The following is a 12,191-nucleotide window of genomic DNA, read 5'->3' on the forward strand; positions in this document are numbered from 1 at the left end:
TGCCATGGACAAGGTTTCGTGCCGGTCCTGCGGGACCTGCGTGCTGGTGGAGAAATACAGCGACCAGCACACCAGCGTGCAGTGGAACAGGGACGCACAGGCCGCCTGCACGGAACTCGCGGACACCGGACTGCGAGCTCACACGTGCCCGGCGCTGCGGGCCAGCATCGACGAGGCCGTCGCCTCGGGTGCGTTGACCGTCAGCACGCGTGACGTGGACGTGCGCACTCGCGGGCGAACTCTGGCCTGAGTGGAGTCGCCGGCTGCGGTCGGCGGCCTCCGGGTGGGCCTCCCGACATCGTCGGCGGTCGGCCCCGAGTAGCGGATACCCCTCCAGGACGGGGTCGAAACTGACAGCACAGGAATGGAACTGGTGGAACGGATGACGGTCACGGACTTCGAGGTGGACGCGGCTGTGGAAGCCGCGCAGGTGAGCGGGATCACATCGGTGCGGATCGTGCGCGTGGTGCGTGAGACGGCCGACGCGGTGTCGCTCGAGCTGGCTCCGGACGCCGCATACGCCGACCGGTTCTCGTATCGTCCGGGACAGTTCCTGACCCTGCGCATCCCGAGCGATCTCACCGGGTCGGTGAGCCGCTGCTACTCGCTGTCGAGCGCGCCGCACGAGGGCGGTCCGCTGAAGGTCACCGTGAAGCGGACCGTCGACGGCTACGGCTCGAACTGGCTGTGCGACAACGCCACCGAGGGCCTGACCCTGGACGTGCTGCCGCCCGCCGGCATCTTCACCCCGGACTCGCTGGATACCGACCTGCTGCTGTTCGCCGGCGGCAGCGGCGTCACCCCGGTGCTGTCCATCCTGAAATCCGTACTGGCACAGGGCTCCGGCCACTGCACGCTGATTTACGCCAACCAGCACGAGAATTCGGTTATCTTCGCCGAGGAGCTCGCGGAACTGGCTGCCGCGCACCCGGATCGACTCCTGGTGCTGCACTGGCTGCAGTCGGTGCAGGGCTTGCCGAGCGTGGCCGGTCTGGCCGCGATGGCGCGTCCATGGGCGGGCCGGGAGGTTTTCGTCTGCGGTCCCGGTCCGTTCATGGACGCGGTCGCGGCGGCCATGGCCGAGCTCGGCGCGGACCGCAAGCGCGTCCACTCGGAGAAGTTCGTCTCGCTGTCCGGCAACCCGTTCGAGATCGACACGGCCGCAACCGAGGTGGTGGCCGATGACGGTGACGCCGCCCTCGCGCGGGTCGAGCTCGACGGCGAGAACCACGAGCTGACCTGGCCGCGGCAGCAGACCCTGCTCGACACCATGCTCGCCAAGGGCCTGGATGCCCCGTACTCGTGCAAGGAGGGCGCGTGCAGCGCCTGCGTGTGCCGGGTGGTCTCCGGCGAGGTGAGCATGCGCCGCAATGAAATCCTGGAGGAGGAGGACATCGCCGACGGCTATGTGCTCGCCTGTCAGGCCGTTCCGGTCACCGACGACGTCACCGTCACCTATTCCTGATATCCCGAATCTCCCGAGGAGTATCACCATGGCTGCCTTCGCCTCGCTCGGCTACGTGCGCGCCCAGATCGCCGATGTGGACGCCTGGCGCGCATTCGCCTTCGACACCATCGGTTTCGCCGAGGGCTCCGGCCCGAACGCGGATTCGGTGTACCTGCGCGTCGACGAGCACACCTACCGGCTCGAGCTGGTGCCGGGCGACCGTGACGCGGTCATCGCCGTCGGCTGGCAGGTCGCCGACCGGCGCTCGCTGGAGCTGGTGCGCGAGATCCTGGAGAAGGCCGGCGTCGCGGTCACCACGCTGACGCTGGCCGAGGCCGCCAACCGGCACGTCGAGGAGGCCATCGCCTTCGTCGATCCGTCCGGGTTCACCATCGAGGTCTTCCACGGCCCGCTGCTGGACCACAGCCCGGTGGTCGGCAAGTTCGGCAACCGGTTCGTCACCGGGGACCTGGGGCTGGGCCACGTGGTGCTGCCGGTGCGCGATATCGAAGAGGCGCGCAGGTTCTACACCGAGGTGCTGGGCTTCGCCTCCCGCGGCTCGTTCCGGGTGGGCCCGCCCGAGCACCCGATCTGGATCCGCTTCATGGGCGTCAATGCCCGCCATCACAGCCTGGCGCTCATCCCGGGCTCGCGCCCGGACGGCCCGGGCATCGTGCACGTCATGATCGAGGTGGACTCGCTCGACGATGTGGGCCGCGCCCTGGACCGCGTGAACAAGGCGGGCTACCACCTGTCCTCCACGCTGGGCCGCCACACCAACGACAAGATGATCTCCTTCTACGTCCGCACGCCGGGCAACTGGGATCTCGAATTCGGTTGCGAGGGCATGCTCGTCGGCGACGACTACGTCGCCGAGGAGATGACCGCCGACAGCTACTGGGGCCACGAGTGGGCTAGGGGCTGACCCCACCCGCACCCGCGCTCCCGGCACGGAAGGACAGTGACATGCGTGCGGTAGTCATGCGGAATCGGAAACTCGTGGTCGACGAGGTGCCCGAACCGGTCCCCGGACCCGGGCAGGTGCTGGTCGAGACCATCGCCTGCGGGATCTGCGGATCCGACAAGCAGGCGCTCGACCACACCGACGAGTTCCTGCAGGCCTCGCGCGACAGTGGCGTGCCGACCTTCCTGTTCGATCCGCACCGGGACCTGGTGCTGGGCCACGAGCTGGCCGCCCGGGTCATCGGCGCCGGACCGGACACGCCGTTCGTGGCAGGGCAGCACGTGGTCGCGCTGCCCTGGGCGCTGGACGCCGCGGGCGGGATCCACGGAGTCGGATACTCCAACGACTTCCCGGGCGGCTTCGGCGAGCGCATGGTGTTGCAGGCCATGGCACTCGAGCCCATTCCCGAGCATGTGCCGCCGCATGTCGCCGCCCTGACCGAGCCGCTGGCGGTCGGGTTCGGCAATGTGGCGCGCACCGGCATCGGGCCGGACGGGACCGGGATCGTGATCGGTTGCGGGCCGGTCGGTCTGGGTGCCGTGGCCGCGCTGGCCGAGCGCGGCGTCGCACCCATCGTGGCCTCGGATCCGTCGAAGCTGCGCCGGGAGGCCGCGCTGCGGCTCGGCGCGCATCGGGTGGTGGATCCGGCCGTCGCGGATCCGGTCGAGGTGTGGCGGGAGCTGTCCGCGCCGGGGCAGCAGCTGCACGTGTGGGTGTGCGCCTCGGTACCGGGACTGCTCAACGACCTCATGTACAAGGTCCCGCGCGAGACGGTCATCCTGCAGATCGGCGCGGTCATGACCGATGATGTCATCCGGCCCATCGTCGGCATCTACAAGGACATCTCGCTCCAGATGTGCATGGTGTACCCGCACGAGGAGTACGCGAAGACCCTGCGCCGCATCGCCGATGGCGCCGTGGACGCCGCCTCGCTCATCACCGATCAGGTGGGGCTGGACGGGGTCGCGGGCGCCATCGAGTCACTGCGCAATCCCGACGATCACATTCAGATCCTGGTCCGCCCCGGAATGTGAGCGCGCACCAGCCGGCAGAAGTCGACCGGGTGCAGGCCGTCCGCGCGCTGCCACAGGGCGGCGTCGACGGCGGTGTGCTGCGAAATGTGTTCGGCCACAGTGAATCCGCGGCGATCGAGCAGCGCTGTCACGGACTCGGGTGAGAAGAAGCTGAGCAGCGGCTCACCCTGTTCGGCGGTGGCGGCGAGCGCGAATTCGGCGAAGACACGGCCGGATTCGTCGCGCAGCTCCGGTAACAGCGCGTACTCCATCACCAGTTCGGTGCCGGGCGCCCAGTCCGACAGCGTGTCCAGGGTGGCGCCGATCGCCGATTCGGTCAGATACATGGTGACGCCCAGCCAGCTCACCAGGGCGGGCCGATTCGGGTCGAAGCCGTGGGCGGTCAATTCCGCGGCCAGGTCGTCGCGTTCGAAATCGACGCCGACGAATTCGACCGTGGCGATGCCGATTCCGGCGGCGGCGAGCAATTCCCGCTTCCACGCCTGGGTGGCGGGATGGTCCACCTCGTAGACCGCGACCCGCCCCGCCAGGGGCGAGCGGTAGGCGAAGGTGTCCAGGCCCGCGCCGAGGATCACGTACTGCTCGAACCCGCCGGCCGCCAGCCGGGCCTCGGTGTAGTGGCTCCGCGCGCTGACCTGGGATCTGGTGCCGCTGAGCACCGGGTGGCCGCCGAACTCCCGGTGATAGGAGATGAGTTCGGCGGCCCGCTCGCCCAGCAGCGTCTCGGCCACGGTGTCCTGGAACAGATGCGGTGGGCGATCCACGATCAGATGCGCGGCGCGCCCGGCCGCCGCCATCATCGCGGTCCGGCTCGGGCCCCTGTTGTCCGTCGAGCCGTTGTCCATCGAATTCTCCCTCCACGTAAGGATGCGCGGCAGCCCATTATCGGAAATCGCGACCGCGAGATCCGATGGTAGACAGGAGAATTCGATTTCGCTTCCACCATATCACACGGAAATAAATTCCCGATTACGGTGAAATGCCGTCGGACTATCGATCGGTGAAGGTGATCCGGACCGTCACCGGATCGCTCTCCAGCGCCGCGAAGAAGCCGCGGGTGAACGGGGCCAGCGCCGGATGCGGGGCGAAGGTGCGGGCACGGGCCACCACATCGTCGTCGGGAAGCAGCGCGGCGGTGCCGGTGCGCCAGCTATCACCCTGGCGGACACGGACATTCGGGTTGGCCGTGAGGTTCAGGCCCCAGCCCGATCGCAGGCCGTGCTGGCAGATGGCCCACGCGCCCTCGTCGTCGAACAGCAGAGACACCGGCACGCGGCGTGGCTGCCCGGACTTGCGGCCGACGGTTTCGATCTCGCTGGCGAAGGCGGTGCGGATGCCGATCCGGTCCAGGGCACGGACGGTCGGGTTCATCACGTAGCGGCCCAGGGCGCGCTCGGTGCGGAACTTGCGGGCCGCGCGGTCGGCGGTGGTGCGCGCGTCGGCGGTGCGCGGGGCGGTGGATCGCTTGCTGCGGAAGGCGTCGAAGCCGTTGCGGCGCAGCATGGTCACCGCCGTCAGCCAGGGCGAGCGGTCCGGATCGGGATCCTTGCCCGCGCCGAGCCGGTGCAGCTGGTCGGTGTGCCACTGCAGGTCGAGCGCGCCGTCGAAGGACTTCAGACCGCCATTGGCGGCCAGGCGCGGGGGCAGGCCCAGCGAGATGTGCGGCGGGCGCAGCGCGTCGGTGCGCTCGGTGAGCAGATCGGCTGCGGCGCTGGGGATCACTGCCGTGGGGCGGCCCAGGCCGATCAGGTCGCAGGTGCCGCCGGCCAGTGCGTCGGACATGGCGGCGCGGGAGCGGAAACCGCCGGTAACCGCGATCGGGACCGAGCCCGCGGCCCGCCGGGCGGTCTCGGCGTAGTCCAGGAAGTACGCCTCGCGGGCGCGGGTGCTGGCCGAGGCCGTGCGCGGCCGGCCCATCATGGCGGGGGATTCGTAACTGCCGCCGCTGATTTCGAACAGGTCCATCTGCTCGCCGGACAGCTCCTCGATGACCGTGCGCGACTCGTCCTCGGTGAAGCCGCCGCGCTGGAAGTCGGCCGAATTGAGTTTGATGCCCAGCCCGAAGCCCGGGCTCACCGCCGCGCGGATGCTGCGCACCACCTCGACCACGAATTGCCGCCGCCGCGCGGCGTCGCCGCCCCAGGCGTCGGTGCGCTGATTCGACAGCGGGGACAGGAACTGCGAGACCAGATAGCCGTGCGCGCCGTGGATCTGGACGCCGTCGAATCCGGCGGCCTCGGCGACCCGGGCGGCGCGGCCGAAGCGGGCGATGATGTCGAGGATCTCGTCCTCGGTCAGCTCGCGCGGGGCGGGCACGCCGGGGATGCCCATGGCAATGGCCGAGGGTGCGACCGCGCGGGTGCGGGTGACGATCGGGTTGGCCTGCCGTCCGGGATGATTCAGTTGCACCCAGACCTTGCCGCCGCCCTCCTTGGCGACCTTGGCCCAGCGAGTGAGGGCCTCCAGATCCCGTTCGTCCTCGATGGCCACATTGCCGGGTTCGCCGCAGTGGCGGCGGTCGACCATGACATTGCCGGTGACGATGAGGCCGTAGCCACCGCGGCTCCAGTGGCCGTACAGTCGTTCCAGCCGCGCGTCGGGGGCATTGTCACCGTTGGCCAGCCCTTCGCTCAGGGCGGATTTCATGATCCGATTGGGTAGCACCTGACCGCTGGCCAGCGGCAGGGGGTCGTGCAGGGTCGACTGTCGCGCGGTGGATGCTGACGTCATGGTGTGGCCCCGATTCCTCGTCGAAGAGTTGAGCGGCGGACTACACTGAGTATACCAATCGGTATATCCAAAAACGGTAGTACACCGATCGGTATAGATCAAGGAGGAATCGTCCATGGGTGCCCGCGACCGCCTCATCGACAGCGCCATCGCCCTGATGCGGTGCAATGGCATCGCCGGGACCGGCATCGCGCAGCTGCTCGAGCACAGCGGCATCTCCCGCCGGTCGATCTACCTGAACTTCCCGGGTGGCAAATCCGAACTGGTCGCCGAGGCCACCCGGACCGCCGGACAGGCCACCAGCGCACTCATGCGCACCGTCACCGCCGGCACCGATCTGGCCGGCGCCATCGCCGCCTTCCCGGCCCTGTGGCGGGACGTGCTGGTTTCGAGCGACTTCACCGCGGGCTGCCCGATCGTGGCCGCGGCGCTCGGTCGATCGGAATCGCCCGAGGCGGCCGACGTGGCGGGGGAGACCTTCGGTGAGTGGGAGGGCATCCTCGCCGACCGGCTCGAGGCCGAGGCCGTGGAACCCGCCACCGCCCGCTCCCTGGCGACCACCATCATCGCGGCGGTCGAGGGCGCGGTCATCATGTCGCTGGCGACCCGCTCGACCGCACCCCTGGAACGGGTCGGCCAGCAGATGGCCGACCTGGTCGCCCTGCACACGGGTAGGACGACCCCGGTCGCCTGAGCCTCAGATCAGGCTCAGGCCGCCGTCGATGGTGACGATGGTGCCGGTGGTGTAGCCGGACCGATCCGAGGCGAGAAACGCTGCCATATCGGCGATTTCGCGCGGATGGGCCGGGCGGCCGAAGGGGAAGTCCGCCGCCATCTCGGCGAAACGGGCATTGGTCTCGATGAGTGTGGTGATGCGCGCGGTGGCCACCGGGCCCGGGTTGATGCCGACCACCCGGATGCCGTCGCGCCAGCTGCGGCTGCCCAGCGCGCGGGTGAACGCCATGAGCGCCGCATTGCCGGTGCTGCCCGCGATGTACTCGGCATCGGGCCGCTCGCCCGCCGAGCCGATGACGTTCACGATGACGCCGCCAGCGCGCTGCTTCATGTCCGCGTAGACGCGGCGGCTCAGGTCGATGTAGCCGAAGACCTTGAGCTCCCATGCGTGCCGCCAGGTTTCGGCGTCGACCGCCGCCAGGGGTCCGGCCGGAATGTCGCCGGCATTGTTGACCAGGATGTCCGGCGCGCCGACCGCGTCCGCCAGCCCGGTGAGGTCCTCGGCCGACCGCAGGTCCACCGGGTGGGAGCGCACTTGCACCCCGTACTCGGCCCGCAGCTGCTCGGCGATCTCGTCCAGCCGCTCCTTGCTGCGGGCGGCCAGATGCAGGTGGCAGCCCTCCGCGGCGAGCACCCGCGCGATCTCCGCGCCGATGCCCGCCGACGCGCCGGTCACGAGCGCGGTTCTGCCGCCCAGTCTCAAATCCATTGGCCCATCTCCTGAATCTCGTGTCCGATGCCGATGTCAAACGGTGCGGACATTCGTCGGGTTCAACTTTTGGTCGAATGTCCACGTTGATGGAAAAGGCGGACCGCCGCCATCTGTTCCCGGTGCCGACTACGCCGTCGCGGCGGCGGTGGGCGTGATGCCCGACGAGCCGAGCACGCGCTGGAATACCCTGTCGCGCAGCCTTGCCGGGATATGTGACAACAAGACCGCGAGTCGTGCGTCAGATCCCGACATATAGAACGCCTTCGGCTTGCGTGCCTCGACCGCGCGGGTGATGGCCGAAGCCGCCCCATCGACCGGCGCGTAGCGCTGCCCGGCCGCGGCCCGCTCGAAGGCGGTGAGCTGGCGCTCGTACAGTCCGGCGGTCTGCGGATCCGCCTGTGCCAGTGCGGCTTCGGCCGCAGCGGCGGACTTGGCGAAGATTTTCGTAGACCCTCACCACATCATCACACCCGGCTATCGCGGTCCCGCGAGCACGCGCTCGACCTCCGCCGACTCCGGAATCGAGGCACTGGCACCCAGTTTCGTCGTGGCCAGCGCCCCCGCGGTGCAGGCCCACGCCAGGGCGGTTGCGGGGCCTTCGTGCCAGTGGGCGGCCAGCGCCCCGGTGAAGGTGTCGCCCGCACCGGTGGTGTCCACGACCTGCACGCGAATCCCCGGATGGGAGAGCTCGATACCGTCGGGACCGCGATAGCTCGCCCCCGCTCCACCCAGCGTTGTGATGACATGCGGCACGCCGGTGAGCGCGGAGGCCAGTCGAGCCGCCTCGCCTGCATTGACGACCGCCACGTCGACCTCGGCCCACAACTCCTCCGGAAGCTCTTGCGCCGGTGAGGGATTCAGCACCACCGTGGTGCCATGGGCCCGCGCGCGCCGGGCGGCCGCGAGCACGGTCGGAATCGGAATCTCCAACTGGCACATGAGCACATCCGCGGCGGCGATCGTATCCAGGTCCGCCGTAGTCAGTTCCGTCATCCGCCCATTGGCCCCCGCCACCACGATGATGGTGTTCTCGCCGTTGCGGTCCACCACGATCGTCGCGATCCCACTGGGCCCCTCGACCCCGCGCAGCCGTGAGACCCCAACCCCGGCCTCATGCAACACCTTCCGCAGCGCGCCGGCGAACACATCCCCGCCGACCGCCCCCACGAACTCGACCTCGGCCCCCGCCCGCCGCGCCGCGATCGCCTGATTCGACCCCTTACCACCCGGAACCAGCGCGAACCCGTCCCCGGCCACCGTCTCCCCGGCCTCCGGCCGCCGCCCCACGGTCGTCACCAGATCCATATTGATGCTGCCCACCACCGCAATTCGCGCCATGGTCCGGACCGAGTTCAGGCGGCTCAGCCGAGGGCGGATTCGACGATGGACGTGGCCTCCGGGGTGACGGGGTCGAGGATGTCATCGAAGTCGTGGTGTTTTTCGACGTAGGCCTTGACGAAGGGGCAGATGGGGACGATGCGTTTGCCCGCGGACCGGGTGGCGGTGAGGGCGGCGCTGATGAGTTTGGAGGCCAGGCCCTGACCGGCGAAGGCCTCGTCGATCTCGGTGTGGAAGAAGATGCGCTGGCGGCCGTGATCGACGTAGGCGGTCAGGCCGGCGCGGGTATCGCCGACCTTGATGGCGAAGTACTGGGGGGCGGTGTCGGTGACCTGGGTGATGGTCGGCTCGGGCGCGGTCATGAGGGCTCGCTTCCAGTCGGGGCGGTGTGGTGGTCGGGTTCGAGGGGCGGGCTGGCGACAGCGGAGAAGGTGCGGCACTCCGGTTCACACGAGGGCGGGGCGGTGCGCAGGGCGTCGTCGCGGACGGTGAAGAAGGCCAGGGCGGCGGCCGCGATCATGAGCATGGCGCAGGTGAGGATGGCCAGGTGGAAGCCGTGGGCGAAGTCGGGCGGATTGGTGTACGCCGCACCGGTGAGTCCAGCCAGCGGCGGAATGGCCGCCACGCCAAGCAGACCCGCGGCGCGGGCGACCGCATTGTTGACGCCGCTGGCCACGCCCGCATGGCGTTCGTCGGCGGTGGCGAGGACGGTCGCGGTCAGCGGCGCCACCGCCAGGGTCAGGCCGAAGCCGAAAACCATTGCGGCAGGCAGCACATCGACCAGGTAGGAGGTGTGGATGCCGATGCGGGTCATCAGCAGCATGCCCGTCGCGGCGAGCAGCACACCGACGGTGATCGGCCAGCGGGGTCCGATGCGCTGGGCCAGCGCGCCGGAGCGGGCCGAGAACAGCAGCATCAGAACGGTGACCGGCAGCATGGCCGTGCCCGCGGCGATCGGAGTGAATCCGGCCACCACCTGCAGGGTCAGCACCAGCAGGAAGAAGACCACGCTCATGGCGCCGTACATGACGAAGGTGACCACATTGATCGCGGTGAACTGCTTGGCGGCGAACACGGCGACGGGCAGCATGGCCGCGGGATCCTGGCCGTCGCGCGACCGCCGCCGCTCCACCACCACGAATCCCGTACCCGCGGCGACGCCCGCGATCGCGCTGACCCACACCAGGATTCGACTCGTACCGTGCTCGGGCGCCATGGTCAGGGCGTAGGTGATCCCGGCCAGGCACAAGGCCGCCAGCACCGCGCCGAGCACGTCGAACCTCCCGTGCGTCTCGGCATCACGGGTCTCGGGCACATGCCGGGCCGTCACCGCCACCACCATCGCGGCCAGCGGGATATTGAGCAGGAACACCCACCGCCAGCCGGCCGCCTCCACCAGCCAGCCGCCCAGGAACGGCCCGATGGCGCCGGCCACGCCACCCAGCCCGGACCAGGCCCCGACCGCGCGCGCCCGCTCCTCGGGCCGGAACGAGGCCTGAATGATGGCCAGTGAGCCGGGCGTCAGCAGCGCACCGCCCACACCCTGCAGGGCCCGGGCCGCGATGAGCATCGAAACATCTTGCGCCGCACCGCACAACGCGGAGGCGATCGCGAACCACACCACCCCGATCAGGAACACCCGCCGCCGCCCGTACCGGTCACCCAGCGACCCGCCCAGCAGGATCAATCCGGCCAGCGTCAGCGTGTACGCGTTGACCGTCCACTGCAGTCCCGCCATCGATGCGCCGAACTCGTCACCGATCCGCGGCAGTGCCACATTCACGACGGTCGCGTCCAGCATGGCCATCCCCGAACCGAGGACGGTCGCCAGTAGAACCCATCGGCCGGTGCCCGAGGACAACCGGATGCTCGCGGTCATGCGCTCACGGTAACAACCTGCCCCCGACCGGCGGCAGATCGTCATCAGTAATCTGTCCTTATGACTGCTCCCACGACCACAGATCGGGACGCCGTCCGCGAGGTGGTGCACGACTCGGCGCGCCGGGCTCGGGTGGCGTCGCGGACGCTCGCTCAGCTCACCACCGCGCAGAAGGACGCCGCCCTGCACGCCGCGGCCGACGCGCTGCTCGCGGCCAAGGACGCGGTACTCGCCGCCAACGCCGAGGACATCGAGATCGCCCGGGCGGGCGGCACCGCCGAGTCGCTGCTGGATCGGCTGCGGCTGACCGAGGCCCGCGTCGACGGCATCGCCTCGGGGCTGCGGCAGGTGGCCGGGCTGCCGGATCCGGTCGGCGACGTGGTGCGCGGGTCGACGCTGCCCAACGGTCTCGAGATCCGCCAGGTGCGGGTGCCGCTGGGCGTGGTGGGCATGGTGTACGAGGCGCGGCCGAATGTCACCGTCGACGCTTTCGGGCTGGCGCTGAAGTCGGGCAATGCGGCGCTGCTGCGCGGCTCGTCCTCGGCGGCGAAGTCCAATGCGGCATTGGTCCGGGTGCTGCGGGAAGCGCTTGCAGCGCAGGGGCTTCCGGCCGACGCGGTGCAGCTGCTCCCGGCGGAGGACCGATCCAGCGTCACCCACCTGATCCAGGCTCGCGGCCTGGTGGACGTGGTGATCCCGCGCGGCGGCGCGGGCCTGATCAATGCGGTGGTGCGCGACGCGCTGGTGCCGACCATCGAGACCGGCACCGGCAACTGCCACGTATTCGTCCACCGGGACGCCGATCTGGATATGGCCGAGTCCATCCTGATCAACGCCAAGACCCGCCGACCCTCGGTGTGCAACACCGCCGAGACGGTGCTGATCGACCGGGCCATCGCCGAGACCGCGGTGCCGCGCATGATCGAGGCGCTCGAGGACAAGGGCGTCACCATCCACGGCGACCTGCCGGGCCTGGTGCCCGCCACCGACACCGACTGGGCCGACGAATACCTGTCCCTGGACATCGCTTTGAAGGTCGTCGACGATCTCGACGCGGCCGTCGAGCACATCAACGAGTGGGGCACCGGTCACACCGAGGCCATCGTGACCGCCGACCTGAAGGCCGCCCGCGAGTTCACCGCTCGCGTCGACGCCGCCGCCGTCATGGTCAACGCCTCGACCGCATTCACCGACGGCGAGCAGTTCGGATTCGGTGCGGAGATCGGCATTTCGACCCAGAAGCTGCACGCCCGCGGACCCATGGGCCTGCCCGAACTAACCTCCACCAAGTGGATCGTGTGGGGCGACGGGCAGATTCGCCCCGTCTAGCACCCGCTGGATACGAAAGGACC

12 protein-coding genes are annotated in these 12,191 nt (G+C 69.6%); 6 read left to right on the forward strand and 6 right to left on the reverse strand.

The features are described 5' to 3' along the window. Positions 1–4: 4 nt before the first annotated feature. The 4 genes from AB0L60_RS23260 (at position 5) to AB0L60_RS23275 (ending at position 3,445) form a co-directional block, all read left to right on the forward strand. Positions 5–250, forward strand: a complete 246-nt coding sequence (locus AB0L60_RS23260; RefSeq protein ID WP_354834988.1) for a hypothetical protein — start codon at positions 5–7, stop codon at positions 248–250. A gap of 132 nt (positions 251–382) precedes the next feature. Beyond that, complete coding sequence (locus tag AB0L60_RS23265) at positions 383–1,465, forward strand: ferredoxin--NADP reductase (RefSeq protein WP_364617334.1); 1,083 nt, start codon at positions 383–385, stop codon at positions 1,463–1,465. A 28-nt stretch (positions 1,466–1,493) separates the two neighbouring features. Next, the gene (locus tag AB0L60_RS23270) at positions 1,494–2,372 is read left to right on the forward strand and encodes a VOC family protein (protein WP_364617336.1); all 879 of its coding nucleotides are present in this window, start codon (positions 1,494–1,496) and stop codon (positions 2,370–2,372) included. Between the two features lie 41 nt (positions 2,373–2,413). After that, on the forward strand, positions 2,414–3,445 hold the full coding sequence (locus tag AB0L60_RS23275) for a zinc-binding dehydrogenase (protein ID WP_364617338.1): 1,032 nt from the start codon (positions 2,414–2,416) through the stop codon (positions 3,443–3,445). Here AB0L60_RS23275 and AB0L60_RS23280 read toward each other — a convergent pair. Beyond that, entirely contained in the window at positions 3,418–4,290 is an 873-nt protein-coding gene (locus AB0L60_RS23280) for a class I SAM-dependent methyltransferase (protein ID WP_364617340.1), read from the reverse strand. The genes AB0L60_RS23275 and AB0L60_RS23280 overlap by 28 nt on opposite strands. 145 nt (positions 4,291–4,435) lie before the next feature. Further along, positions 4,436–6,175, reverse strand: coding sequence for a nitroreductase family deazaflavin-dependent oxidoreductase (locus AB0L60_RS23285; protein ID WP_364617342.1), 1,740 nt, complete (start codon positions 6,173–6,175; stop codon positions 4,436–4,438). 115 nt (positions 6,176–6,290) lie between these two features. Between AB0L60_RS23285 and AB0L60_RS23290 the strand changes: the two genes are divergently transcribed. Further along, positions 6,291–6,869: a TetR/AcrR family transcriptional regulator gene (locus tag AB0L60_RS23290; RefSeq protein ID WP_364617344.1), complete on the forward strand. Its 579-nt coding sequence runs from the start codon at positions 6,291–6,293 to the stop codon at positions 6,867–6,869. Between the two features lie 3 nt (positions 6,870–6,872). On the opposite strand, the gene AB0L60_RS23295 is transcribed toward AB0L60_RS23290, so the two are convergent. The 4 genes from AB0L60_RS23295 to AB0L60_RS23310 all read right to left on the reverse strand — a co-directional run bounded on the left by AB0L60_RS23295 (position 6,873) and on the right by AB0L60_RS23310 (position 10,839). Next, positions 6,873–7,619, reverse strand: a complete 747-nt coding sequence (locus AB0L60_RS23295; RefSeq protein ID WP_364617346.1) for a short-chain dehydrogenase/reductase — start codon at positions 7,617–7,619, stop codon at positions 6,873–6,875. Positions 7,620–8,096: 477 nt separating this feature from the next. Further along, on the reverse strand, positions 8,097–8,960 hold the full coding sequence (locus tag AB0L60_RS23300; RefSeq protein ID WP_364617349.1) for a ribokinase: 864 nt from the start codon (positions 8,958–8,960) through the stop codon (positions 8,097–8,099). Positions 8,961–8,983: 23 nt separating this feature from the next. After that, positions 8,984–9,322 carry a GNAT family N-acetyltransferase gene (locus AB0L60_RS23305; protein ID WP_364617351.1) on the reverse strand — a complete coding sequence of 113 codons (339 nt, stop codon included), beginning with the start codon at positions 9,320–9,322 and terminating at the stop codon, positions 8,984–8,986. Further along, a complete protein-coding gene (locus AB0L60_RS23310; RefSeq protein WP_364617353.1) occupies positions 9,319–10,839 on the reverse strand; it encodes an MFS transporter in 1,521 nt (506 codons plus the stop codon). Before AB0L60_RS23310 ends, AB0L60_RS23305 begins: the two co-directional genes overlap by 4 nt. A 60-nt stretch (positions 10,840–10,899) precedes the next feature. Here AB0L60_RS23310 and AB0L60_RS23315 point away from each other — a divergent pair, with 60 nt between their 5' ends. After that, a complete protein-coding gene (locus AB0L60_RS23315; RefSeq protein ID WP_364617355.1) occupies positions 10,900–12,168 on the forward strand; it encodes a glutamate-5-semialdehyde dehydrogenase in 1,269 nt (422 codons plus the stop codon). Positions 12,169–12,191: the final 23 nt, after the last annotated feature.

Source organism: Nocardia sp. NPDC051981, from assembly GCF_040680715.1.
Taxonomy (GTDB): Bacteria; Actinomycetota; Actinomycetes; order Mycobacteriales; family Mycobacteriaceae; genus Nocardia.

What these genes read in the sequence shown, in the direction of transcription:
- AB0L60_RS23260 (WP_354834988.1), top strand. Translation starts at nt 5, where the DNA reads ATGGACAAGGTTTCGTGCCGGTCCTGCGGGACCTGCGTGCTGGTGGAG.
- AB0L60_RS23310 (WP_364617353.1), bottom strand. Translation starts at nt 10,839, where the DNA reads ATGACCGCGAGCATCCGGTTGTCCTCGGGCACCGGCCGATGGGTTCTA.
- AB0L60_RS23270 (WP_364617336.1), top strand. Translation starts at nt 1,494, where the DNA reads ATGGCTGCCTTCGCCTCGCTCGGCTACGTGCGCGCCCAGATCGCCGAT.
- AB0L60_RS23305 (WP_364617351.1), bottom strand. Translation starts at nt 9,322, where the DNA reads ATGACCGCGCCCGAGCCGACCATCACCCAGGTCACCGACACCGCCCCC.
- AB0L60_RS23265 (WP_364617334.1), top strand. Translation starts at nt 383, where the DNA reads ATGACGGTCACGGACTTCGAGGTGGACGCGGCTGTGGAAGCCGCGCAG.
- AB0L60_RS23280 (WP_364617340.1), bottom strand. Translation starts at nt 4,290, where the DNA reads ATGGACAACGGCTCGACGGACAACAGGGGCCCGAGCCGGACCGCGATG.
- AB0L60_RS23295 (WP_364617346.1), bottom strand. Translation starts at nt 7,619, where the DNA reads ATGGATTTGAGACTGGGCGGCAGAACCGCGCTCGTGACCGGCGCGTCG.
- AB0L60_RS23290 (WP_364617344.1), top strand. Translation starts at nt 6,291, where the DNA reads ATGGGTGCCCGCGACCGCCTCATCGACAGCGCCATCGCCCTGATGCGG.
- AB0L60_RS23285 (WP_364617342.1), bottom strand. Translation starts at nt 6,175, where the DNA reads ATGACGTCAGCATCCACCGCGCGACAGTCGACCCTGCACGACCCCCTG.
- AB0L60_RS23275 (WP_364617338.1), top strand. Translation starts at nt 2,414, where the DNA reads ATGCGTGCGGTAGTCATGCGGAATCGGAAACTCGTGGTCGACGAGGTG.
- AB0L60_RS23315 (WP_364617355.1), top strand. Translation starts at nt 10,900, where the DNA reads ATGACTGCTCCCACGACCACAGATCGGGACGCCGTCCGCGAGGTGGTG.
- AB0L60_RS23300 (WP_364617349.1), bottom strand. Translation starts at nt 8,960, where the DNA reads ATGGCGCGAATTGCGGTGGTGGGCAGCATCAATATGGATCTGGTGACG.